Here is a 23,494-nt window from a genome sequence, read left to right as displayed (position 1 = left end):
GTACTGCTTGCTGAAGAAGCGTTGTGTTCATCAGCGAAGAGGCAAGATTATGAAGTGTTTCGTTTATCTCGTCAAGCCTGTTTTTTTCTCGCTTCACTTAGCAACATGCGCTGTGTTCTGCGAGGGGGCGAACTATAGCAAAGACCTGACGGAACTGCCAAGGCTTATTTTCCGCTGGCACCCTGCTTGCTTATACCCTGGATAGCAACAGCTTAACGCGCAGCTTTTGCTCACATTCCGCACAGGTGCTACATTATGGAACACCTTTGCGGGCAAAGCAGAGCCGACAACGGCCGCCGGAGACATAGAGAACTATATGGAACGCCAGACTGCTCCAGATCTGAACACCGCACCTGCATGCAAGGCGTGGGCAGACAATATGCCGCTGATCATCGAGACATCGCATCAGCGATCGCAAGAGTACGGACTATCCCCGGAGACCCCACCCGATTACAGCCCGCTGGCGCGCAACGATCTGTCCCTGCTCATAGAACAGAACCGCCTGCTGCACGCCCACGCCATTCCGGCGATGGAGACGCTGTACCAGCAAATCGTCAACACTCACAATATGGTCATCCTCACGGACGCCAAGGGTGTGATCGTCCACTCGCTGGGCGATGACGACTTTCTTGAAAAGGCCAGCCGCGTCGCCTTGCAGCCCGGCGTCGCCTGGTCGGAGCAAAGCCGCGGCACCAATGCCATCGGCACCGCCATTGCGGAGCGCACACCGGCGCTGGTCCACGCGGACCAGCACTACCTGTCGGCTAACCACTTCCTCACCTGCTCCGCCGCTCCGATCTCGGACCATCTTGGCAATGTGGTCGGCGTACTCGATGTCTCCGGCGACCAGCGCAGCTATCACAAGCACACCATGGCGCTGGTGCGCATGTCCGCGCTGATGATAGAGAACCAGTTGTTCTCCGCCACCTTCGAAGAAGCGATCACACTGCACTTCCATGCGCGCCCTGAATTTATTGGTACGCTGATGGAGGGCATCGCCTCGTTCAGCCCAGGTGGCCGCTTCCTGGCGGCCAACCGCAACGGCTTGTTCCAGTTGGGACTCCCCTTCGCCGCGCTGCAATCGCATACCTTCAGTTCCCTGTTTGGCCTGCCGGTGTCCGCCCTGTACGACCACTATCGCACGGCGTCGCCAGGCCTGCTGAACCTGTGCATGCACAGCGGCGTGCGCGTATATGGACGCGCGCAGCTGCGATTATCCAACAGCGTCTTCCAGCAATCGCTGACGGCCGAACGCGCCCCGCCGGCCAATGCCGCGGTGGCGGCCAATCAGGCTGCGGCCACCGCGCGCCGGCTGTCCGGCCTGCGTTACCTGCGCACCGGCGACCAGCAACTGGAACTGGTGATCGAAAAAGTCACGCGTGTCCTGGGGCGCGACATCCCCATCATGATCATGGGCGAAACGGGTACCGGCAAGGAGCTGCTGGCTCAAGCGATCCACAACGATTCGCCGCGCGGAATGAGTCCCTTTGTCGCAGTGAACTGCGCCTCGATACCCGAAACGCTGATCGAGTCCGAACTATTCGGCTACGAGGACGGCGCGTTTACCGGCGCGCGCAAAAAAGGCGCGACCGGCAAGATCCTGCAAGCCAACGGCGGCACGCTCTTCCTCGATGAAATCGGCGACATGCCATTCAGCCTGCAAGCGCGCCTGCTGCGTGTGCTGCAGGAGCGCATGGTCACACCGCTGGGCAGCGACAAGTCCATCCCCGTGAACGTGGACCTGATCTGCGCGACCAACCACAATCTGCGCGACCGCATGGCAAAGGGCTTGTTCCGCGAAGACCTGTACTACCGCCTCAATGGGCTGGTGGTCAAGCTGCCGCCGCTGCGCGAACGTACCGATCTCGAAACCGTGGTCAAAAAGATCCTGTCCACCGAATCGAACAACGGGCGCTATCACGTGTCCGACGAAATCCTGCAGCTGTTCCGGCGCCATCGTTGGCCGGGTAATTTCCGCCAGTTGACCAATCTGCTGCGCACGGCAATCGTGATGGCGGGCGACGAACATGAGATATGCCTCCGCCACATGCCTGACGACTTCCTCGACGATATCGAACAATCGCCAGTCGCCGACCACGATACCAACACCGCGCGCATCGTCGCCAGCGGCGCCAATCTTGAGGAAATGGAGCAATCGGTCATTCTCAAATCGCTGGAAGCCCACGGTGGCAACGTATCGGCGACCGCGCGCGCGCTCGGCGTATCGCGCAACACCATCTACCGCAAGGTGCCGAACCTGAAGTAGAGGGCGTTGCACCTTCAGGCATCCGAAGGAAAGCCGGCGGATCGCTTCTCGTGCCCCTGCTTGTCGATCGCCATCAGATCGACAGCTGGCAGTTGCGCCGCAAGAGCGCTGGCCCGCTCCCATCCCATGACCATGAACGCGGTGGACAATCCATCGGCAAGCATCGCGTTCGGCGCCAGCACCGTGACACTCGCCAGTTCGTCCGGCGAATCGCCAGCTGCCGGATCGAAGATGTGGTGATGCCTGTAATCCGGCGTGAAAGTGCATTCGTAATCCCCCGAGGTGGCGACGCTACACCCCTGTGCATACAAGGTGGCCGCCAACGCACCTGCATCACGCGGATCTCGCACGCCGAGTATCCAAGGATGGCGCTGGGATTTACGGCCGCGCGCGATAAACTCCCCGGTATCGAGCAATGCATGGCGGATTCCGTGCGCCTGCACCGCGGCCAGCGCCTGATCCGCCGCATATCCTTGCGCCAGGCCGTTCAGCGTGAGCGCCATGCCCGCCCTGCGGAACCGCACGACCGCGTCGTCGATCTCCAAATGGCTCCAGCCGACCAGCGCCTGCGCGCGACCGCGCTCCGCATCGGAAGGGAGCCGCCCCCGCGCCGCGGACTCGGAATACAGCCGCCACAAAGGCTGCACCGTCACGTCAAAGGCGCCAGCGCTCATTCGCGATAAGCTTACCGCCTGATGCAGTACTTCCAGCACGCGAATGTCGGGACAGGCCAGCATGCCGTCCCGATTCAACCGATACACCTGGCTGGCGGGATGGTAGATGCTCATCAGGCGATCGACGGCCTGCGCGGCAAGCAGCCCATCGGCGATCGCGCGTTGCGCAAGTTCCGCATCTTCATGCACCACAGAGATCGAGATTGTCGTGCCGAAGGCCAGGGCGGCACCGCGGTGCCGCCTGTCATTCCCACGCCACGCGCAAGCGGATATGCCGCCTATCGCTCCGATGGCGCTGGCGATAAAGGTACGCCTCTTCATTTGCTACTCCTTGCGACAGGCTGGATCGGTATGGTGCGATGGCGTTTAAGCTCCATGATGCGCACCGCGCACTTCTCATCGCTCTCGTAGATCACCACACAATCCATGCACTGGAAGCACTCGTCGTAAGCCACCGCGCCGGATGGAGAAATCGCCTGGTAGTCGCAGCGATGGCGACAGGCCTGGCACGGTGTGCCGCATTCCTCAAGGCGCGGTATCCAATTAAGCAACCGAAATCTGCCCAGCAGCGCCAGCGAGGCGCCGAAAGGACACAGATAGCGGCAAAAGAATTTGTAGACAAAACCACTGGCGATCAGCATCCCCGCTGCGTACGCGACATACGGCCAGCTGCGCACGAAGCTGAGGGTGATCGCAGTCTTGAACGGTTCCAGCTCCACCAGCTTGTCCGTGGTCTCACCGGAAAAGAAGGTACTGGCGACGATACCTGCCAACACCACATATTTGATGTACTTGAGCCCCGCATCCGTTTTGTTCCGAACGCGCAGCTGCGGTATGTGCAGCCACTGTGCCAGCTTCCCCGTGAGCTCTTGCAAGGCGCCGAATGGACACAGCCAGCCGCAGAACGTGCCGCGCCCCCATGCCAGCAACGACACCAGCACAAAGCTCCACAACGCGACGGTCATCGGATCGAACAGCAGAAACCCCAGGCCGCGCCGCGCTCTCAGCGCCTGGATAACACCCGTGACATTGACGATTGAAAGCTGCCCCTGCGCGTAATAGCCGATAAAGCCGACCGTGAAGACTAGGTAGGCGTAGCGGAACCGGGCGAAACGCGCGCCATCGGCCGTCAGGCGCTTCTGCATCGACAACGCGGCGCTCAGCACCGCCAACCCCGCAGCCAGCGTCGCCAGCTCCCACCGCCGCGCGCTCCAGATGCCCGGCCAGGATTTCCCACTGTCCTCGACCACCGTCAACAGGCGCTCCGGCAGCTTGTAGCGCAGACTTAATTCGCGCGTAATGCGCTCCGGGTAAACAATGCCCTTGTTGCGGATGATCGGCAGCGCAAAATCCATAGGCGATGCCGGGTCCAGTCCGGACTGGCCGATCACGCGCAAGATAGCCATGCTGTCGATCGCCAGCGGCAATGCCAGCTTCACATCGAGATCGAGGTCGCGCATATCGATCGGCAGTTTGTCCTGCCGCAGCACGATGCGATCCGGCACACTGCCGCGTACGAAGTCTTCTCCCGTCACGCTGTAGCGGCCGGAGGACATCACGATCAGCGCATGATCCCCCTCCTCCAGGCGGCCCTGCAGCTTGCGCCAACCAGCCGCCGTCAGCAGATTCCGGCCTATCGACGGCACGGATACGCAGGCCAGGTACAAGTCGATGAAGATGTCATCCGGTCGCGCCAGCGCCTGCGGATCGAGGCCGGCGCCCGCACTGCCGGCGAATAGCCGTTCGACTTCGCGATTACTCACACGCAGGTGCTGAACCAGGCCGTCCGCCATCATCTGCTTCAGGTCCAGCGGCTCAAACATATCCTGGCGTACCCGCGCGATCTGGTCGGGATCACGGCCAGCGGCAAAGCCCAGCTTCTTGCGCGAAACCTTGAGCGCCGCCGCCAGCACGCTCTGGTTAATGATGCGTACCGACGCCGTGGCCTTGGACACGCCGTCAATATATGCGCGCGCCGCATCGGGTTGACGGGCGCGGTGTCCGCCGGTCCCGATGCCGATATTCTGCTTGAGCGACAATCCCTTGTACTGCTTGACGAATTGGTAAAGCGGCGCCTCGCCCAATCCATCGAGGAACACCGGCTCGTGATGCGACAGCACTTCCACGCCGATAAAAGCGCCCCTGGGATCGATCGCCACCATCAGGTTAAGCGGCACGCCCGCAAAGCCAGGTATCGGCGCCAGGTCGATAGACTCGAATACATAACCCACCAATTCGGTCGCCGTTCCGTTTTGCTTGAACAGCGGCCAGACCGGCAAGTCGGCATCGCGTTCCCCCACCATCAACGGCGCAGGAAAACGGCGCGCCATCTCGGCGCGCGTGAGCACGCCGGCCTGCGCCGGGCTGGCGCCGAGCACCAGCGCCAGCACGCCGGCCATCAAACCCAGGACGCAGGTCAGCGTAGCCCTCATCAGAAGAAGATGATGCCGCCGAATGAAGCGCCGTTCATCTTGCCCTCACCTCCGGCGAAACCTTTGGAGCGCGTCTGCCCGATCTCGCCGACCAGCGTGATCGCGCTGGTCATCGAGTAATACAGGCCACAAGTCAGGTTGGCATTCGACTTCAGGCCGCCGGTGCCTGCGGTGTTGTCGTCGTTGCGACTGATGCCGTAGCTCAGACCCACCTTGACCTTGTCAGCGGTTTTGTAAGTGGCCTGCACGAAGTAAGCCTTGGATTTGGTATCGCCCTGGTCCGCGTCGGACAAAATGCCCAATCCTTTACCGCCCTGGAAATTGGCCAGCACGCCCAGCGGGCCGGCCTGGTATGAAGCACCCGCTTCAACGCCGGTCATGGTGAAGTCCCTGACGCCCGGCGCGGTGGCACCGAACTTCTGCGACTTGGCGCCGAGCCACCCCTTGAAACCGTCGGCCGCATAACTCAATTGCGCCTGAACCTGAGGGCTCGATTTCGACGAGTACGCGGGCGCCGCGACAATAGGCGTATCGGCCACAGGGCTAACCAGCGCCACATCGAAGCCTATGCCCGACACCGACTTCGGGGCGCTGTAGGCAATCTGGCCGTAGTAGCCTACGTAGCTGTAGCCGGCTCCGATATGGCCCAGCGTTACGCGGCCTCGCTGCGTCGCCTGCACAGGCGCGCCGGCGCCGATCAGGGTCATGTCCGAAAAGATGGCGCCTGCACCGAAGATGCCGTTGTCGCGCCCAAGCTTGATGGTGCCCATCTGCGCGTTCCCGAACGTGAAGTAGGCTTGGCGCACGTCGACGCCGCTGTTGGCAGCGATGGCGCTGTCGGTGGCAGTGGCGTTGTAGATGCCGATCAGCGCCTTGACGTCATAATCGCCTTGCTTCGACGTGGCCGAGGTGACCAGGCCATTGGGCAGCAGTCCATTACCGATCGTGGTGCGATTATTTTCGCCGCCGCAGCCCAGCCCCTTGCCACCCAGCGCCAGCCCGCCCACCGCGTCCCCATTGCAGGACACCTGCGTGTAGTAGGCGTTGACGATGCCGCCTAAAGATACGTTCCAGTCCCCAGCCTTGAAATCGACAGCCTGCGCGCCTTGAATACCCGTGACAGTCAATGCGCCGATCATCAGTATTGTTTTCATTTTTTATGTCTCCAGTATTGTTTTCATACATCGGTCGATGTAACTCCCATATCGCAATTTGCATGCCCACGTGCCGCCGCAGGGAGAAGCAAGCCTTATAAATAAAGGCCTTGTGCTAAATCTGATCATGCGTTCCATCGCACTGTTCATAATTTGACCGAAAAAAAAAGGCGGCCGAAGCCGCCCAAAAAACTACAAGAGATCTTTACTTGGCCGATAGTTTGAAGACCCACACCGAGCCGCCCTGCTCGAGGAAGTTGACCTTCTTCGCCACTTCGCCACCCCACAGAGGCACCGCGCCGCCCCAACCGGAAACCACGGCGACGTATTGGGTGTCGCCGTCCTGCCAGGTGACCGGCGGCGCCACCACGCCGGAACCGGTCTGGAACTTCCACAGCTCCTTGCCGCTCTTCGCATCCAGCGCCTTCAGGTAGCCTTCCGGTGTGCCATAGAACACCAACCCGCCAGCCGTCGTCATCACCCCACCCCACAATGGCGCATTGTTCTTGACTTCCCATACGATCTTGCCAGACTTGGGATCGACCGCGCGCAACGCGCCGATGTAGTCGTCGAACAGCGGACGAATAGTGAAGCCTGCTCCCAGGTAGGCGCCGCCTTTTTTGTAGCTGATCGGCTCATTCCAGATATCCATGCCCCACTCGTTGGCCGGCACGTAGAACAAGCCGGTCTGCTGGCTGTAAGCCATCGGCATCTGGTTCTTCGCCCCCAGGAAGGCCGGCGCCGCGAACACCGTGCTGCCCTTCTTGCCTTCCTCGCCCTTGGTTGGATCTCCAGGACGATTGGCGGCGATGAAGTTGGGCCGGCCAGTCTTGATGTCGATGCTCGACGCCCAGGTGATCTTCTTCACAAACGGGAAAGCGTTTTGCAGCTTGCCGTTGTTCGCGTCGATCACGTAGAAGAAGCCATTGCGGTCTGCCTTGCCGCCGTAGCGCTTGCCGTCCATGTCGAAGGTGACGAATTCATTGGCGCCGTCGAAGTCCCATGAATCGTTGGGCGTGTTCTGGTAAGCCCATTTGATCTGGCCCGTCTTCACGTCCAGCGCCACCGTCGACGACGAATACAGATTGTCGCCGGGGCGCAGGTGGCTGTTCCATGGCGCCGGATTACCGGTGCCGAAGTAGGCCAGACCGGTCTTGGCGTCGTAGGTTCCACCCATCCAGGTCGAGGCGCCACCGGTCTTCCATAGGTCACCCGGCCAGCTCTTATTGAGCGTCCCCGAAATGCCGTTCTCGATGGCCTTGCCGTCCTTGTCGTAGCGATAGCCCATGTGCCCCTCGACGGTGGGCCGGGTCCACAACAACTCGCCCGTCAGCGGATTGCGCGCCTCCACGCGGCCGACGATGCCGAACTCGCCGCCGGACACGCCGGTCAGCAGCACACCGTCGGCGATCAACGGCGCCGCCGTCATCGAATAGCCGGCCGAATAGTCATCGACCTTTTCCTTCCATACGACTTTGCCGGTGTCCTGGTCCAGCGCCACCAGTTGTGCATCGAGCGTTCCGAAGATGACCAGATTGCCGAACAAGGCGGCGCCGCGGTTGACCACATCGCAGCAGGGCATGATGCCGTCCGGGAGACGATGCTCATACTTCCATAATTTTGCGCCAGTCTTGAGGTCCACGGCGAAGATGCGCGAATATGACGCGGTGACGAACATCTTGCCTTTGTAGATCAGCGGCTGCGATTCCTGGCCGCGCTGCTTCTCGCCCCCGAACGAGAACGACCACGCCGGCACCAGCCTGGCCACCGTTTTGGTATTCACCTGGGTCAGCGGCGAATAACGCTGTCCCTCCGATCCGATACCGAACGACAGCACGCTGTCCGTGCTGGATGCCGCGTTCTTCAGCATGGCCGACGTGACGTCGGCCGCCTGTGCCAGCGACAGGAAGGATATCCCGGCCAGCGCTGCGATTACTTTTTTCTGCACAATCTTCTCCAGTTATTATGTTTTGGTTCGCTGCGGTGTGCAGCTATGCCGGCGGCTTCAAGGCCGCCAGTTCTTCGTCGCTGAACAGGCGCGAACGGGTCAGGAAACGCCTGCCCGTGCCGTTATCGAGCGAGAACATGCCGCCGTTCCCGTCGACCACGTCGATGATCAGCTGCGTGTGTTCCCAGTACTCGAACTGCTCGCGGCCCATGTAGAACGGCGTCCCGTCCAGATTGCCGAGATAGACATCGGTGTCGCTGATGGAAAACTCCCCGGCCGGGTAGCACATCGGCGTGCTGCCGTCGCAGCAGCCGCCGGATTGAAAGAACATCAGCGGCCCGTGGCGGCTGCGCAGGACGGCGATCAGATCGAGCGCCGCCGGTGTGGCCGTCACGCGGGCGATGACGTGGTCCATGGTCAGAAGAAGCCCAGCGCGTTCGGGCTGTAGCTGACCAGCAGGTTCTTGGTCTGCTGGTAGTGGTCCAGCATCATCTTGTGGTTCTCGCGGCCGATGCCCGACTGCTTGTAGCCGCCGAAGGCAGCATGCGCCGGATACAGGTGGTAGCAATTGGTCCAGACGCGGCCAGCCTGGATCGCGCGCCCGACGCGGAAGGCGCGTGAACCGTCGCGCGTCCAAAGGCCGGCACCCAGGCCGTACAACGTGTCGTTGGCGATGCTCAGCGCTTCGGCTTCATCCTTGAAAGTGGTCACCGACACCACTGGTCCGAAGATCTCTTCCTGGAAGATGCGCATCTTGTTGTGGCCTTTGAAGACGGTCGGCCGCACGTAGTAGCCCTCCTTCATGTCACCGCCCTGCATGCTGCGGCCGCCGCCGGCCAACAGCTCGGCGCCCTCCTGTTTGCCGATGTCGATGTACGACAGGATTTTTTCCAGCTGCTCGTGCGAGGCCTGCGCGCCCAGCATGGTGCTGGCGTCCAGCGGGTTGCCCTGCTTGATCGCCGCCACACGGGCCAGCGCGCGCTCAATGAATTTTTCGTAGATCGATTCCTGGATCAGCACGCGCGATGGGCAGGTGCATACCTCGCCCTGGTTCAGCGCGAACATCGCGAAGCCTTCCAGGCACTTGTCGAAGAAGGCGTCGTCGGCATCCATCACGTCTTCGAAGAAGATGTTCGGCGACTTTCCGCCCAGTTCCAGCGTGACGGGAATGAGGTTCTGCGCGGCGTATTGCATGATCAGGCGGCCGGTGCCCGTCTCGCCGGTGAAGGCGATCTTGGCGATACGCTTGTTCGATGCAAGCGGCTTGCCCGCTTCCAGCCCGAAGCCGTTGACCACATTCAGCACGCCAGGCGGCAGCAGGTCCGCAATCACTTCCAGCAGCACCATGATGGAGGCGGGAGTCTGCTCGGCGGGTTTGAGCACCACGCAGTTACCGGCGGCCAGCGCCGGCGCCAGCTTCCACACCGCCATCAGGATGGGGAAGTTCCAGGGAATGATCTGGCCGACCACGCCCAGCGGCTCATGGAAGTGGTAGGCGTAGGTTTCGGAGTCTATCTGTGCGACCGAGCCTTCCTGGGCGCGGATGCAGCCGGCGAAGTAGCGGAAGTGGTCGATCGCCAGCGGGATGTCGGCGGCGGTGGTTTCTCGGATAGGCTTGCCGTTGTCGATGGTCTCGGCGGTGGCGATCAGCGCCAGGTTGGCCTCCATGCGGTCGGCGATCTTGTTCAGGATGTTGGCGCGCTCGGTCGGCGAGGTCTTGCCCCATGCGTCCTTGGCGGCGTGTGCGGCGTCCAGCGCCAGCTCGACGTCTTCGGCGGTGGAGCGGGCCACTTCGCAGAATACCTGGCCGGTGATCGGCGTGACGTTGCCGAAGTATTCGCCCTTGACCGGAGCGACGAATTTGCCGCCGATGTAGTTGTCGTAGCGTTGTTTGAATGGATTGGCAACGCCCAGTTTGCTGATGTCTGCGAGATTCATGTCGTCCTCTTTCTGCTGTGGTTATGAGGCCGCGTAAAGCGGCGGTGGGTACTGCGTACACTCCTTTTCGCAAGCACCGTGCCAGCTTCACCTTTCCCTGTGCGGCGCATGAAATACAGGGGCTAGCGGTGATGGGAGGCTGTATCCGCGCTGTGACACCTGTTCAGGTTTGGAACAGGTGTCTGCCGATGGAACAACGCTTCAGCGGATCACCACACCCCAGGGCAATTCGCCCACCGCGACATCCGCCCGCTTCGCTGCCGCAGCGGTGTCGATCACGGATACGGTGTTCGAGCGGCCGTTGGCCACATAAAGCTTGGCGCCGTCCGGCGTCAGCGCCATGTTCCAGGGTCGCTTGCCAACTGCAATGGTGGCGCTGACGGCATTGGTGACGGTATCGATCACCATCACATTGGCGTCGGCGCCGTTCGACACGTACACCTTCAGGCCACCGGGATGCACGGCGATTCCATTGGCGTTCTTCCCGGCCGGGATGCGCGCTGTCGCCACCAACGTCGCCATGTCGACCACGTACACCGCTCCCGCCAATTCGCAAGCGACATAAGCGCGGGCGCCATCGGGACTGAAGCCCATGCCGCGCGGACGCAGCCCCACGGCCACCGCGCCGCTCTGACGCCGCGCGGCGACATCGATCACATCGACCTGCTCCGCCTCCTCCGCGCTGACCAACAACCAGCGTCCGTCCGGGCTGAAAACGGCATGTTCCGGGTTCTTGCCTTTCACGGCGATATCCGCCAACACGTCGCCGGAATTCGCGTCGATCAACGCGACGCTGTTGCTCTCCTCGACCGCCACCGCCACATAACGGCCATCCGCCGATACGCTCACGCCCTCGGGCGATTTCCCCAGCGCGATGCGGCGCACCAGGGCGCCGCTGGCGGCATCGATCACCAGCAGCGCGTTGCTGGCGGCGTCGGTCACGAACAGGCGTGTACCGCCTGGATCGGCTGCAATGCCGCGCGGCCGCTTGCCTGCGGCGATCTCGCGCAGCACGGTATCGGTGGAGGTATCGATCACGCTGACGCTGCCCGATTTCTCGTTCGGCACAAAAGCAAACGGCGCGGCCATCGCGGGACCGCACAGCAAAAAGACCAGGGAAGACAGGATGCGTAAGCTGTTCATGGTTATCGCCTTTCAGGGAAATGCGGTAACCATTGCAATCGGCGTGCCACCAGAAAAACGGGATGGCAGGTATATTGCTTACTGGTCCTGTGTAACACAGACCAAAACGGAGACAATATGAAGCAAGCCTTTTTCCCATTGAACGCGGTGGCCGCGCTGTTTGCACTGAGTGGCGGCGCCATCGCCGCCGACGGTGCCGCAGCGCCGGCGGAAGTGGTGGTCAGCGCCACCCGCGTCGGACACACGGTATTCGATATGCCGGCGGCCATCGACGTAATCGACGCTGAGCGCATCCGCGACAGCCAAGCGCGCGTCAACGCCAGCGAAGCGCTGGCCGCCGTCCCCGGCCTGGTGGCGCAAAACCGCCAGAACTACGCGCAGGACTTGCAGATATCCTCGCGCGGCTTCGGCGCCCGTTCGGCCTTCGGCGTGCGCGGCGTACACCTGGTCGCCGACGGCATCCCGGCCAGCATGCCGGACGGCCAAGGCCAGGCCGCCACCTTCAACCTCGATATGGCCGAGCGCATCGAAGTGCTGCGTGGTCCGTTCTCCGCCATCTACGGCAACCACTCCGGTGGCGTGATCCAGATGTTCACGCGCGACGGCGAAGGCGCGCCATCGGTGGAGACCACACTGACCGCAGGCAGCTACGGCAGCCGCAAAGCCGATCTGAATGCTCAGGGTAATCAGGCCGGCATCGGCTATGTGCTCGACGCATCGCGTTTTGAAACCGACGGCTACCGCGCCCACAGCGCCGCCACCCGCGACCAGGCCTTCGGCAAACTGACGCTGGCGCCGATGGCCGGCGCCAAACTGACCATCGTCGCCAACGCGCTGCGCCAGGACGATACCCAGGACGCTCTGGGCGCGACCTGGGCCACCTACCAGCGCGATCCGCGTGCCGGTGAGATAGATGCCACCGACAACCAGAGCCCGAAACGCACGCTGGCCGACCGCTACAACACCCGCAAGAGCATCGATCATCAGCAGATCGGCGCAAGCTGGGAACAGCGCTTCGGCGACGACCGCCTGCGCGTGAGCGCGTACGGCGGCAATCGCGGCGTAATCCAGTACCAGGCTTTTTCCAAAGCCTTCCAGGCGCCGGCGACACATTCCGGCGGCGTGGTCGACTTCGACCGCGACTTCCACGGCGCGGACCTGAACTGGCTGCACGTGAACGCACTGGCAGGGGGCAGGCTCAGTACCACCGTCGGCCTGGAATACGGTCGCTCCAGCGACGCGCGCAGAGGGTACGAAAACTTCACCGGCACCCAATTCGGCGTGAAGGGGGCATTGCGCCGCGACGAGAACGACAAGGTCACTAGCCTCGATCCATACGTGCAGTCGGAATGGCAGTCCGGCGCATGGATGGTGAGCGCAGGCCTGCGGCACAGCAGCGTGAAGATTTCGGTGGACGACCGCTTCCTCAGCAACGGCAACGACAGCGGCAGCCTCGAATACAGCCACACCACGCCGGTGCTTGGTCTGCTGTATCGCCTGTCGCCGACGCTGAACGTGTATGCCAGCGCCGCGCGCGGCTTCGAAACGCCGACGCTCAATGAGTTGTTCTACTCCGGCACCGGCGGCGGCTTCAATTTCCGTTTGCAGGCGGCACAGAGCACCCACCTTGAAACCGGGATCAAGGCGCGGCTTGGCGAAGGCACGCGCATCAACGCCGCAGTATTCCAGGTCCGCACGCGCGACGAACTGGTGGTCGACGGCAGCGCTGGGGGACGCACCAGCTATCGCAATGCCGGCAGCACGCTGCGCCAGGGTATGGAACTGTCGCTGGACACCGCATGGAGCCATGGCCTGAGCGCGCGCGCAGCGCTGACCAGTTTGCGCGCAGTCTATGATCATGGCTTCGGCGCCGTGGCCGAAGGCAGCCGGCTGCCCGGCATCCCGAATGCCAACGCCTACGGTGAGCTGGCCTGGAAGGACAGTGCCAACCGCTTTGGCGCCGCGCTGGAGGCTGTCGCCAGCGGAAAAATCTACGCGGAGGACGCCAATGCCGACAAAGCGGCGCCAGGCTACGGCGTGCTCAATGCGCGGGGCAACGCAAACCAGCAGTGGCAGGGCTGGCGTTTCAAGCAGTTTGTGCGCTTGAATAACCTGCTGGACAAGCGGTATGTCGGCTCGCTCATCGTCGGCGACACCAACAAACGCTACTACGAAGCTGCCCCAGGCCGTAACTGGCTGATTGGCGCCAGCGCCCAGTACCAATTCTAGAAGCGATAGCGCAACCCGGCCGCCACCGAACGTGGCGCGCCCGGCGCGATGAAGCGAGTTTGCGCGGCTTCGGCGCCCTGTTCCAGCAAGGCGCCGTTCGGGAACATATCCGCCGCCACGGCACCGAAGCTCTCGTAGCGGCGATTGAACGCATTGGTCACGCGCACATGCCACTCCCATTTCGAATCCGGCCGATAGCTGGCATGCAGGCCAGTCAAGGCATGGCCGCGCATGCGCCAGTCGGCCGATAGCGGTGCGGCCCTGCCGTCCTCGTTACCCTGCGTCGTCATGTCGGACAAGATTGTCAGATCGACGCCGACTGAGAGATGCTGTGCCGCGCTCCATTCAATGCCCAACTTCAGCGTGTTGCGCGGAAGGCCCGCCAGGCGGGTTCCCGGCGTCACGTGGACGTTGCGCGTGCCGTTGCGCAGATCGCCCTCCATGTCGTAGACCGCGTCCAGGTAGCTGTAGCTCCATCGTGCCGTCCAGTCGCCGCTCCGGTAGCTCGCGTTCAGGTCTGCTCCTTGATGGCGTGTCCGGCCGAAGTTGGAAAAGTAGCCCTGCTGCGCAATGCCGGCGCTGCGAAACAGAATGTCGTCGCGATTGACGGTGCGGTACAGCGATACCGCCGCCGTGCCACGTGGGCCCTTCCAGCGGGCCCCCGCTTCGGCGGTGCGTGATACGACCTGCTTCAAATACGGATCCGATTGCAGGCCCACCGGCAACCGGCACGGCTGCCCCGGATCGGCGCAACCCAGTTCGATCACGGTCGGCACCCGGTTGCTCTGCGACAGATTGGCAAACAGCGTCCAGCCGCCGCCCATACGGTGCGCGGCACCGATGGCGGGATTGAGCTTGCGATAGCCGAACGTCTCGGCGGGCTGCTGTATATCCTCGCGGCGCAGCTGGTTGCTGACCGCCGCGTGGTTGTAGCGGGCGGACATGGTCAACCAGGTGTCGGCGTCCACGGCCCAGGTATCGGCGGCGTACACCCCTGCCGCGCGCGAGTGGCCGCTGACCGATGATCCGGCCTGCCGTTCGGCATTCGCATCCGGGACGATTGTACGATCCAAGGCAAAGCCTGCGTCCTGCGCGTACTGCGCAAAGGCGACGCTACCACGGTCGAACGCGACTCCGGCGGAGAGCTGATGGACGCCTGCGTCTCTGCTGAAATGCGTACTGAATCCCTGGCTGCTTTGGCGCGTCTCGGTCGTGTTGTAGCTGGCCGGGTACGGGCTTTCGCCTTCGGCATAGGCATCGTTGATATCGCCGTTGACGGTACTGCGACGGCTATTGCGCGCATACACGGTGGTGCTCAACTCCGTATGCTCGTCGTAACGATGCGTCAAGCTGAAAACAATCTGGCGCACGCGGTTGCTGGTCTGGTCGGGCGAAGTGTAAACGGCGCGGCGGTTTTGTACATACATGTCATCGGGAAGCAGGCCATTGCCCACCAGGCGGCTGCGGCCGGCCAGCAGCGCCAGGCTCCACTCGTTATCGCCGTTGGCCCCAGCCAGCTTGACGTAGGCATTGGCCAGCCGTCCACCCGAGCTATCGCGCCAGCCCTTATCGTTGAAGACCGTGCCCGCGATGAAAACGTTCCAACGTTCGCCGCTGTCGTAGCCATAGGCCAGGTCGGCGCGTCGCTGGCCATTGCTGGTGCCCGATATGCCAAGGTCCGCACCCGGATAATTTTTCCCGGACTTGGTCGCCAACACCAGCGCGCCGCCAAGCGTATTGAGGCCGTATAGCGGGTTCGAGCCCGGTGCCAGCATCACGCTGGCGATCGCCGCTTCGGGCAGCATATCCCAGTTGACCACATCGCCGAATGGCTCGTTCACGCGCACTCCGTCGAGGTAGACGGATATGCCCTGTGACGCCCCCAGCACCGGCGAGGCGCGAAAACCGCGATAGGTGATATCGTTCTGGAACGGACTCCCGGAAATCTCGTTGATATTCACACCGGTCAGGTTGCGCGCCATGAACTCGCCGAGGTTTTGCCCTGCAGCCGCGCCCACCGCCGCGGCATTTGCCGTTTGCACCTGGTACGGCAACTGATTGCGGTCGACGCCCAAGCCGGGCAATGGCGCGACGCCGACGATATCCACCGACAGCATCGCGGTGGCCGGATACACAGCCACCGCGCCATCGGCCGCCGCAGCCGCGCCGCAGGCGAGCAGCATGCCCCCCGCCACCGCAGCCCCACGCATCACGGCATCTGCTCGTGCACGCCGTGCCGGGCGAAGATGGCTTGCAGTTCGCCGCTGGCCTTCATTTCATTGACCGCCGACTGAAGCAGTCGCGCCATCTCCTGATCGTCTTTACGCACCGCCATGCCAACCGCCCACCCTGCGCGCGGCAAACGCTGGAACGCCACCTCGTTCAGGGGGAAAGCGGGATCGTCGCGGAATACCGCATCGATCTCCGAACGGTTGGCCAGCACCGCATCGAGCTGGCCGGCCTTGAGCTGCTCCAGCGCTTCCGCAGCTGTATCGAAAATCCGCACCTTGTCGCGGAAGCGCCCATTGCCCTCGCCCAGCAGCACCATCGCGGCAATGGATACCTTCTCGACGCCGATGGTCTTGCCGCTCAGCGCATCGATGCCGTCGAAGGCCGGCATGCTTCGCGCATTCCGTACCAGCCGCACCGTCTCGACATGGTAGGGCGCGAAGATGGTGACCTTGCCGTTTTCGTTCATCAGCTGGGGCTCGACCGGCACATGCAGCAGGATGTCCGCCGGCCCATATCCCAGATAGTGGCCCTTCCAAACCATGTTGCGCAGGTCGTCGCCAAGGTTCTCACCGGCGGGAAAAGGCAGCAGGCTCAGTTTCAGGCCCAACCTGGTGGCCAGTGCCTGCGCCAGTTCGACATCGATGCCTGCGCCCCGCTCCGAGAACGGCGCGAACTGTTCATACACCGCCACCTTGAGCGAACCGGATAGCCGGATCTTGTCCCAGTCCGCATGCGCGGGCGCAGCGCCGCCCAGCATCGCCGCGACGAGGGGAATCAACACGCTTGCGCGCATACGGAAGTTCGACATGGTCTGCTCCTCGATCAGTTGGCGGCGTCGCGGCGTGCTTCAAGATAGGTCTTGATGGCCCACATGGCTTCCTGATTGAACACGCCCTCGAATGGCGGCATGTACACGGCGCCGTTACGCACCTTGCCGTGCCGGATCGATGTCAGAAAGTAGTTGTCGGTCTCCTTGTAGCAGGCCTTCTTCTTGGTGTCGTTCTTGACGTCGGTGCAATCGCGATCCAGCTGGCGCAGGTCTGGCGCGATGCCGCCGGTGACCGCTTCCAGGCCATGGCAGCGGGCGCAGTTCTGGTTATAGGCCGACGTCCCGATTTTCAACGCAAGCTTGTTGCCGCGATAAGGATTCTGGTCCAGCCATTTTTCGCCGAGCGGCGTCAGGCCAGTGGTATCCACCGCTTGCGGCACGACGTTGCCGTGTGCGGTGGCGTAAAGAGATGTCGTGGCTGCGGCGGCGATAACGGTCACGATGGCGAAAATGCGGAATGGATGGTGCATGATGTCTCCTGGCTGTTTTAATGAGTGATATACAGCCATTGAGCAAATGCCATGCCACGCATTTTCCGCCTTGACCCATCGCACACCTGCTCCAATTTGGCACAGCTGTCACAGCGCGAATGTTCAACGCAGGCTGACGGTCTGGCGCTTCCAGGCCGGGTCCTGCCAGCGATAGAACATGCTGAGCGACGAAGGCTTGTCGGCGGCCTTCAGCGTCGCCAGCGTATTGATCTCCACCAGTTCGAAACTGCGCTTGAACTTTCCGTCGACACGGGCCTCCCGCGCCACCAGCATGTTCTGCGAACCGGGCACCCAGCCCGCAAATTCGGCATAGCCTATATCCGGATCGGCGGCGGCCGGCGGCAGCACGTCGACCAGCCACCCAGCGCTGGTCTGGTGGAACAGCCACATCTCGCGCCAGCCATCCATCGGCTGTACTGCCAGCGACAGGGCCGTGTTTTGTGCATTGGCACGCGCAGACGCAGGCCAAACGACGCCGTAGCTGCAACGACGCGCCAGCGCATGCTGCTGATCGTGTTTCGCGTCCACCAGCACGATGCAGGTTTCTCCCGGCTGCCCGGCCAGTGCCATCACACGCAAGCCGCCGGCGGAAGGCGTTACCGGACCTCCGGCGGCCCAGCGCACGCTGCCCACGCGCACGCCCGCGTCGGCAAATGCGCTGGCATCGTCCTCGGTCAGCTCCGCCGGTTCGACCGACCCCAGTTCATCCAGGGCGCGCTGCGCAGCCTGTGTTGCCGGTTCGCCCTTGCGCGCCCGCGCAAAAGCCACCGACGACCACACCGCCGCGCGCCGCATATGGATGCGGTTGCGCATATGGGGCGCAAGATCCTTCAGATCCACACGCTCCAGCACTTCGGCGCGCCAGTCATCGAGCGCCACGCGCGCGCCGGGACGCAACGCAGGGTCCACACACTCTTGCCGCGTCAAGCCGAGTACCGCCGCCGCGCGTTGTTGCGGTTCCGAGAGCATCGCCAGCACGCGGCGGAAAGCCTCGCCGTCATAGCACAGCTGCATGCGCCCTTCCCGTTCGAAGCTGCGGATGCCGACGCCGTAGTTGGCAACCTCCTCCAGATGCGCAGCGATTGTGGCATCGCCTTGCTTGCCTTGTTTGGCGGACGCGCGCCGCGCCAACCGTTCGGCCATCGTGCCCAACGCATCGAAGGGTTCCGCCGTGATGGCGCTGGCCGGTGCGGCCTTCAGGTAAGCCGCTGCATAGCTGATACCCAGCGATTCCGCGCCCGGCGTATCGCGCAGGAAGCGCACCACCGACAGCAATTCCGGCGCGTCGGCCGGCGCCAACGAGATCCTGCGCACTTGCGAGGCGCGGATGTAGCCGGCGCGCTCACGGCGGTAATCGTAGACCTGCAGGAAGTCCTGCTTCTCGCCGCGGATCTCCAGGCTGTCCCCCTGCCACAGGACGGCCTGCTGCTGCGCACTGTCCTTGGGCGCAGCGCGCAGCGCGGCCTGGTCCTGCGTAACGATCGCCAGTACGGCGGCAGCTGCAATCATCGACATGATTATTGTCCTTCCTTGGTGCTATCCGCCACTTCACCGCTAACCGTCGCCATGCGCGGCTGCTTGCCGTGCTGGCTGCCCAACAGCGCCGAGCCGATAAACCCGCCATCGGTCGGCGACGGCGCGATGATGACCGATACCTTGTCCGACAATTTGTCCGCCATCGTTTTCTGGATCAGCAGGGGATTACGGGTAATCAGATCGCCTTCGCGCTCCATCTGCGCTGCGGCCACCTTGCCGACCAGCTCCTGGCGATACGCTTCCGCATCCGCCAGCTTGCGGCGCGAGTCGGCCTCGCCGGCGGCCTCGATGACGCGCGCCTGCGCATTGCCCTCGGAGGTTTTGATGCGCGCCATTTTCTCCGCCTCCGCCTCCAGTTTGCGCTGCTCGATCTGCTTCTGCTTGAATGGCAGCACATGCGCCATTGCCTGCTCCTGCGCCCTGGCCGCGATGATCTGTTCATTGCCGGCCGCCTCGGCGGCCTTCTCGCGGCGGATCTTATCCGCGTCCGCTTCCAGCGCGGTTTGCTTGACCTGCTTTTCCTTCAACTCCAGCGTGTAGCGCATCTTTTCCGTTTCCAGTTCTTCGGCCAGCAGCTTTTCCATGCCTGCCTGATACTCTTCCGGCAGCGTGATCTTGCCGATGGTGATGCCGCGCAGCGTGACGCCATCGGCAGCCAGCTTGGGTTTGAGCTCCGCCTCGATCGCCTGTTGGATCTCGGCGCGCTTGGTCGAGAAAATCTCGCGCACCGTGTAGCGGGTGAACACTTTGTAGATCACGCCCTGCACCGCCGGCTCGACGATAGAACCGTTGATATCAGGCGGCAGCGACTGCGCCATCGCGGCGACGCGGTTCACATCCAGCGCATAGCGCACCGACATGTCCACGCCCAGCGCCAGGCCTTCGACCGACTGGAACGGCGCCTTGTCGCCGCCGCTCGGACGGTACACCTGGTCACGCAGCGACACCTGCCGCAGCACATGCACGCCGGGCACCATGAACACGGCGCCATCGCGTACTGTCATGGCGGTACCGGTCAGCTGGTTGGTGCGGATGCCCAGGCTTCCTGGCGCCAGCTTGGCAATCGGCGGATGCGTCGCCAGGCCGTAGACCGCGGCGCCGGCCAGGCCCAAGGCCACCACCATCGCGCCATTGCGGCGCATGCCGTTCACCGCAGCGCCCGCGCCGCCGCTCAACGCCGCGCGCACCGCCTGCACCATCCGCTTGATCCGTTCTGCCATGATATTCACCCACTCCAAGTTATTTGATTTCAGGGACTATCCCTGAGATGCATGGTGCGCCGGATATGGCGGAAGTATCAACGCCGCGGTCGTCCCGCTATCCTCCGGCGATGTGAAGAAATCCTCACAGCCGGTTTGTGACTTTTTGCCTAAAACCGTGGATACTCGCTGCATTGACAGTCAGTGGAGTACATCATGGCCAAAGTCGCCGTCATCGAGGACGATCTGCCGACCAGCAATCAGCTGCGGGCGTGGATAGAATCGGCGCGGCCCGGCATCGTGGTCGACCAATGGTTCAGCCGCGACGACGCCGAGGCGGCGATCGCGCGCGAGCGCTACGACCTGGTGGTGCTCGACATCGAGCTGGGACGCGAGCGCCATGCCGGCGTCGCCATCATCAACGCCATCAACAAGCGGCACGCCACCCCGGTGCTGGTGGTATCGGCGATGCCGGCCACGATCTACCGCAGCATCATGAAAGCACTGGACGCCTGGGACTATCTGCAGAAAGCCACGTTCGAGGAATCCGACTTCATCGAAACCTTCCTGGAGATCCTGCGCTCGGTGAAAGAGAAAGCGGAGCCGGTCCCCGCCGCCGATGAACTAAGCATGGATCCGCTGCGCCAGCGCACGCCGACCTGGCGCGGCCATCGCATCAACCTGCCGCTGACGGCGCAGCGCATCCTGGCGGCGCTGTTCGCGCGGCGCGGGCAGGTGGTGTCCTACGACGAACTATTCGAAGTGGTGAAGAGCGGGCGCAATCGCGACAACATCCGCAAGCACGTCAGCACTATCCGCGACGCCTTCCGCGAGATCGATCCAGGCTTCGCCTGCATCGAGAATATCCCCATGCGCGGCTTCCGCTGGGCCGACACCGAAAGCCGCTGATCGTGAACTGGCGCCGGCTCAGCCTCGTCCCCTATCGTCTGCGGCTGCTGCTACGCGCAGCCTTCGTGTTCCTGATGGCGGCGACGGTGGGCCTGGCGCTATCGGTGCTTCAGCAGGAGAAGCAGCTCAGTTACAAGAATTACCAGGGCAGCTTTCAAAAAACCCGCGTGCAGGTGGCAGCCACGCTGCGCCATCCGACCGGGCAATTGGCTTTGCTGAATCCTCAGCCGACGGTTGCCGGCAAGGCGCTGCATCCATTGCTGCTGCCGTTCGCAGCGCTCGATTTCGACGATCTGCAAAAAGTGCAGCAGGCGGTGGCGATGTCCGGCTGCCTGGCGCAGTATGGCAACAACGGCTCGCTGTGCGTCGGCATCGGCAACAATCCCTGGGCCGGCGGCTTCATTTACGTCGCCGGTACTTTCGACGGCGCGCAACTGGTGCCGCACACGCGTGGCGACCAGGTGGTGGATCAGGCGCACCGCGTCAGGGTCAAGGTCAGCCTGCGCGGCCAGACATACGAGTGGATCGCGCCGTTCGAGGAAAGCAGCGAACCGCAAACGCCGGGACACCGCTTCGGCGGCATGCGCGGGCGCTTGACCGGTTTCGCCGCGGCCGACGTGGCGCGGGCCAAGGCGCCGGCTGTGAAGGACTTCCGAGGGTGGATCTGGCAGAACCCGCGCTGCACAGACCAAACCGCTGCCGACGACGACAGCAGCTGCACGCGCAGCGCTTTCTTCTCGCTGCGGCTGCCGGTCGGCGTGCTGCAGGACGCGCTGTTCGAAAAGCGCCGTCCGGTGTGGCCGCCCGAAGACCTGGATCGCATCGATATCCGCATCGCCGTGCTGCCTCCCGGCGATGGCGCGCCGCTGCTCGACAGCGCCACCGGCCCAAGCGCACCGTCATTTTCGTTGGCGGACTTGAAGCCCATGCTGCTGCCTGGCGAGAGCCTGCAAATACGGCGGCTGGCGGATAGCGCGTCTCCTGCTGCTGCGCTGCCACTGCTGGTTGGCCCGGTCGATCCGGAAGACCAATCCTGGCATTTCGTGACGACGCTGATACGCCATCTGCCGGTGGATGCCTATGATGTCCCGCTGGAGGCGAAGGAAGTCATCGCCACGCCGGCCGGCAGTTACGAGGTTCTGCTCAAAGGCGACGTGCGCAGCGTCAGCAAGAGCCTGAGCGTGGTGGCCAGCCGGCTCGTATGGTTCGTCGGCGCGATGCTGGCGGCGCTGATGCTGGCGTGGCTGGTGATCGAGATCGGCATCATCCGGCGCATCAAGGTGCTGATCAAGCGCGCGGACGATGTCGGCGAACGAGTCAAGGCCGCAAAAGGCTTTTCCGAATCCGACCTGGCCGACCTGCGCGGCGAGGATGAACTGGGCGTGCTCGCCACCGGCCTGCACGATCTGCTGCGCCGCGTGCGGGAAGATGTCGAACGCGGGAACATCCGCGCCGAACAAGAGCGCGACATGTGGCACGCGGTAGGCCATGAGATCATGTCTCCATTGCAGTCGCTGATGGTGCTGCATGGTGCTCCCGGGGACGAAAGCCATCGCTACATCAATCGCATGCAGCAGGCGATCCGCGTTCTGTATGGCCGCGCATCGCCAAGCGAAGCGTTCCAGTCGTCCGAGCTGCAGGTCACGGAGATTGATCTGACGGCGTTTCTGCGGAACGTCGCCGAGAATGCGCCGTGCATCGGTATCGAGAATGTGGTCTTCCAAGGGCCGGCCGAAACACTGACCGCGCGGGCCGACGAGTATTCGCTGGAGGATGTCGTCACCCATGTTCTGCGCAATGCAGAACGCTACCGGACGGAGGGCAGCGCGATCACCATCACGCTCGAGGGCAGCGATATCGGCGCGGCCATTACTATCCACAATCGGGGGCCGCAGATCGCGTCCGATATGCTCACCAAGATTTTTGAATACGGCGTATCGGATCAACAGGAATCCGGCGCCCACGGTAATCGGGGCCAGGGCCTGTTTGTCGCGCGCACTTACATGGCGAAGATGGGCGGCACCATCGTCGCGCAGAACCAGGCCGATGGTGTCAGCTTTGTCCTCAACTTGCAGCGCGGCGCTTAGCGTTAAACGGGCTGCTCCAGCAGTTTGTTGAGCAGTTGCTCCCGATGAGTCATCACAAAGTCGATGAAGACCGGTTCCTTGACAGCCAGTCGCAGCAGGCCTGGCAGCATCTGATAGCAGTAGCCGGCGACCGTTCGGACAGCGGCGTCGTTTTGCAGTGCTGTGCGGGTGATGGCGCCGCCATTCGCCGCCAGCATCGGCGTGATAGTGGTCCGGTGTTTGTCGATGATGGCCGCAACTGGCCCAGTCAGTTTGTCATCCATGTCCACGCTCCGATCGGTTGTCGTTTACCGAATACTGCCTCGGCGCCGATGGTTGAACAGTGCGCTCGCGCAAGCGCAAAACGTATAGACGAAAAAAAGCCCCGACCAAATCATTGGAAGGGGCTTTTTAGTATAACTAGCCTGACGATAACCTACTTTCACAC

General features: G+C 62.9%; 17 protein-coding genes. 4 read left to right on the top strand and 13 right to left on the bottom strand.

The features are described from left to right. Positions 1-316 precede the first annotated feature (316 nt). A complete protein-coding gene (locus tag AC07WS_RS30050) occupies positions 317-2,266 on the top strand; it encodes a sigma-54-dependent Fis family transcriptional regulator (RefSeq protein ID WP_494732594.1) in 1,950 nt (649 codons plus the stop codon). Positions 2,267-2,280: 14 nt separating this feature from the next. Here the strand turns inward: AC07WS_RS30050 and AC07WS_RS30045 are convergent, their stop codons facing one another. From AC07WS_RS30045 to AC07WS_RS30015, 7 genes are all read right to left on the bottom strand, one after another. Beyond that, positions 2,281-3,261, bottom strand: coding sequence for an FAD:protein FMN transferase (locus AC07WS_RS30045; RefSeq protein WP_494732593.1), 981 nt, complete (start codon positions 3,259-3,261; stop codon positions 2,281-2,283). Then, positions 3,258-5,372 (bottom strand): 4Fe-4S binding protein, encoded by a 2,115-nt coding sequence (locus AC07WS_RS30040; protein WP_494732592.1) that lies wholly within the window; start codon positions 5,370-5,372, stop codon positions 3,258-3,260. Before AC07WS_RS30040 ends, AC07WS_RS30045 begins: the two co-directional genes overlap by 4 nt. Continuing rightward, a complete protein-coding gene (locus tag AC07WS_RS30035) occupies positions 5,372-6,526 on the bottom strand; it encodes a porin (RefSeq protein ID WP_494732591.1) in 1,155 nt (384 codons plus the stop codon). The genes AC07WS_RS30040 and AC07WS_RS30035 overlap by 1 nt, the downstream gene beginning before the upstream one ends. A gap of 205 nt (positions 6,527-6,731) precedes the next feature. After that, entirely contained in the window at positions 6,732-8,474 is a 1,743-nt protein-coding gene (locus tag AC07WS_RS30030) for a PQQ-dependent methanol/ethanol family dehydrogenase (RefSeq protein ID WP_494732590.1), read from the bottom strand. Positions 8,475-8,517: 43 nt separating this feature from the next. After that, positions 8,518-8,889, bottom strand: coding sequence for a DUF779 domain-containing protein (locus AC07WS_RS30025; protein WP_494732589.1), 372 nt, complete (start codon positions 8,887-8,889; stop codon positions 8,518-8,520). A gap of 2 nt (positions 8,890-8,891) precedes the next feature. Then, entirely contained in the window at positions 8,892-10,412 is a 1,521-nt protein-coding gene (gene adh, locus AC07WS_RS30020) for an aldehyde dehydrogenase (RefSeq protein ID WP_494732588.1), read from the bottom strand. 201 nt (positions 10,413-10,613) lie between these two features. Further along, on the bottom strand, positions 10,614-11,555 hold the full coding sequence (locus AC07WS_RS30015; RefSeq protein WP_494732587.1) for a YVTN family beta-propeller repeat protein: 942 nt from the start codon (positions 11,553-11,555) through the stop codon (positions 10,614-10,616). 117 nt (positions 11,556-11,672) lie between these two features. Between AC07WS_RS30015 and AC07WS_RS30010 the strand changes: the two genes are divergently transcribed. Then, complete coding sequence (locus tag AC07WS_RS30010; protein WP_494732586.1) at positions 11,673-13,784, top strand: TonB-dependent receptor family protein; 2,112 nt, start codon at positions 11,673-11,675, stop codon at positions 13,782-13,784. On the opposite strand, the gene AC07WS_RS30005 is transcribed toward AC07WS_RS30010, so the two are convergent. The 5 genes from AC07WS_RS30005 to AC07WS_RS29985 form a co-directional block, all read right to left on the bottom strand. After that, a complete protein-coding gene (locus AC07WS_RS30005) occupies positions 13,781-15,967 on the bottom strand; it encodes a TonB-dependent receptor (RefSeq protein ID WP_494732585.1) in 2,187 nt (728 codons plus the stop codon). The genes AC07WS_RS30010 and AC07WS_RS30005 overlap by 4 nt on opposite strands. Before the next feature lie 26 nt (positions 15,968-15,993). Beyond that, the gene (locus AC07WS_RS30000; RefSeq protein WP_494732584.1) at positions 15,994-16,824 is read right to left on the bottom strand and encodes a substrate-binding periplasmic protein; all 831 of its coding nucleotides are present in this window, start codon (positions 16,822-16,824) and stop codon (positions 15,994-15,996) included. Between the two features lie 14 nt (positions 16,825-16,838). After that, complete coding sequence (gene pedF / locus AC07WS_RS29995) at positions 16,839-17,315, bottom strand: cytochrome c-550 PedF (RefSeq protein ID WP_161092813.1); 477 nt, start codon at positions 17,313-17,315, stop codon at positions 16,839-16,841. 123 nt (positions 17,316-17,438) lie between these two features. Next, on the bottom strand, positions 17,439-18,851 hold the full coding sequence (locus tag AC07WS_RS29990; protein ID WP_494732583.1) for a hypothetical protein: 1,413 nt from the start codon (positions 18,849-18,851) through the stop codon (positions 17,439-17,441). A 2-nt stretch (positions 18,852-18,853) separates the two neighbouring features. Then, entirely contained in the window at positions 18,854-20,092 is a 1,239-nt protein-coding gene (locus AC07WS_RS29985) for a prohibitin family protein (protein ID WP_494732582.1), read from the bottom strand. A 195-nt stretch (positions 20,093-20,287) separates the two neighbouring features. Between AC07WS_RS29985 and AC07WS_RS29980 the strand changes: the two genes are divergently transcribed. Then, positions 20,288-20,980, top strand: coding sequence for a response regulator transcription factor (locus AC07WS_RS29980; RefSeq protein WP_494732581.1), 693 nt, complete (start codon positions 20,288-20,290; stop codon positions 20,978-20,980). A 2-nt stretch (positions 20,981-20,982) separates the two neighbouring features. Further along, positions 20,983-23,067: a sensor histidine kinase gene (locus tag AC07WS_RS29975; RefSeq protein WP_494732580.1), complete on the top strand. Its 2,085-nt coding sequence runs from the start codon at positions 20,983-20,985 to the stop codon at positions 23,065-23,067. 2 nt (positions 23,068-23,069) lie between these two features. Here AC07WS_RS29975 and AC07WS_RS29970 read toward each other — a convergent pair whose 3' ends face one another. Further along, positions 23,070-23,330: a hypothetical protein gene (locus AC07WS_RS29970; protein ID WP_494732579.1), complete on the bottom strand. Its 261-nt coding sequence runs from the start codon at positions 23,328-23,330 to the stop codon at positions 23,070-23,072. Between the last annotated feature and the right edge of the window lie 164 nt (positions 23,331-23,494).

The organism is Duganella sp. GW821-FHT01E12 (assembly GCF_059422325.1).
Note: the sequence above shows the minus strand (reverse complement) of the source record. Positions and strands in the feature narration are given on the sequence as shown.

Bases quoted from the DNA above. Each gene is read 5' to 3' on its own strand.
- AC07WS_RS30050 (WP_494732594.1), top strand. From the start codon at position 317: ATGGAACGCCAGACTGCTCCAGATCTGAACACCGCACCTGCATGCAAG.
- AC07WS_RS30045 (WP_494732593.1), bottom strand. From the start codon at position 3,261: ATGAAGAGGCGTACCTTTATCGCCAGCGCCATCGGAGCGATAGGCGGC.
- AC07WS_RS30040 (WP_494732592.1), bottom strand. From the start codon at position 5,372: ATGAGGGCTACGCTGACCTGCGTCCTGGGTTTGATGGCCGGCGTGCTG.
- AC07WS_RS30035 (WP_494732591.1), bottom strand. From the start codon at position 6,526: ATGAAAACAATACTGATGATCGGCGCATTGACTGTCACGGGTATTCAA.
- AC07WS_RS30025 (WP_494732589.1), bottom strand. From the start codon at position 8,889: ATGGACCACGTCATCGCCCGCGTGACGGCCACACCGGCGGCGCTCGAT.
- adh (WP_494732588.1), bottom strand. From the start codon at position 10,412: ATGAATCTCGCAGACATCAGCAAACTGGGCGTTGCCAATCCATTCAAA.
- AC07WS_RS30015 (WP_494732587.1), bottom strand. From the start codon at position 11,555: ATGAACAGCTTACGCATCCTGTCTTCCCTGGTCTTTTTGCTGTGCGGT.
- AC07WS_RS30010 (WP_494732586.1), top strand. From the start codon at position 11,673: ATGAAGCAAGCCTTTTTCCCATTGAACGCGGTGGCCGCGCTGTTTGCA.
- AC07WS_RS30005 (WP_494732585.1), bottom strand. From the start codon at position 15,967: ATGCTGCTCGCCTGCGGCGCGGCTGCGGCGGCCGATGGCGCGGTGGCT.
- AC07WS_RS30000 (WP_494732584.1), bottom strand. From the start codon at position 16,824: ATGTCGAACTTCCGTATGCGCGCAAGCGTGTTGATTCCCCTCGTCGCG.
- pedF (WP_161092813.1), bottom strand. From the start codon at position 17,315: ATGCACCATCCATTCCGCATTTTCGCCATCGTGACCGTTATCGCCGCC.
- AC07WS_RS29990 (WP_494732583.1), bottom strand. From the start codon at position 18,851: ATGTCGATGATTGCAGCTGCCGCCGTACTGGCGATCGTTACGCAGGAC.
- AC07WS_RS29985 (WP_494732582.1), bottom strand. From the start codon at position 20,092: ATGGCAGAACGGATCAAGCGGATGGTGCAGGCGGTGCGCGCGGCGTTG.
- AC07WS_RS29980 (WP_494732581.1), top strand. From the start codon at position 20,288: ATGGCCAAAGTCGCCGTCATCGAGGACGATCTGCCGACCAGCAATCAG.
- AC07WS_RS29970 (WP_494732579.1), bottom strand. From the start codon at position 23,330: ATGGATGACAAACTGACTGGGCCAGTTGCGGCCATCATCGACAAACAC.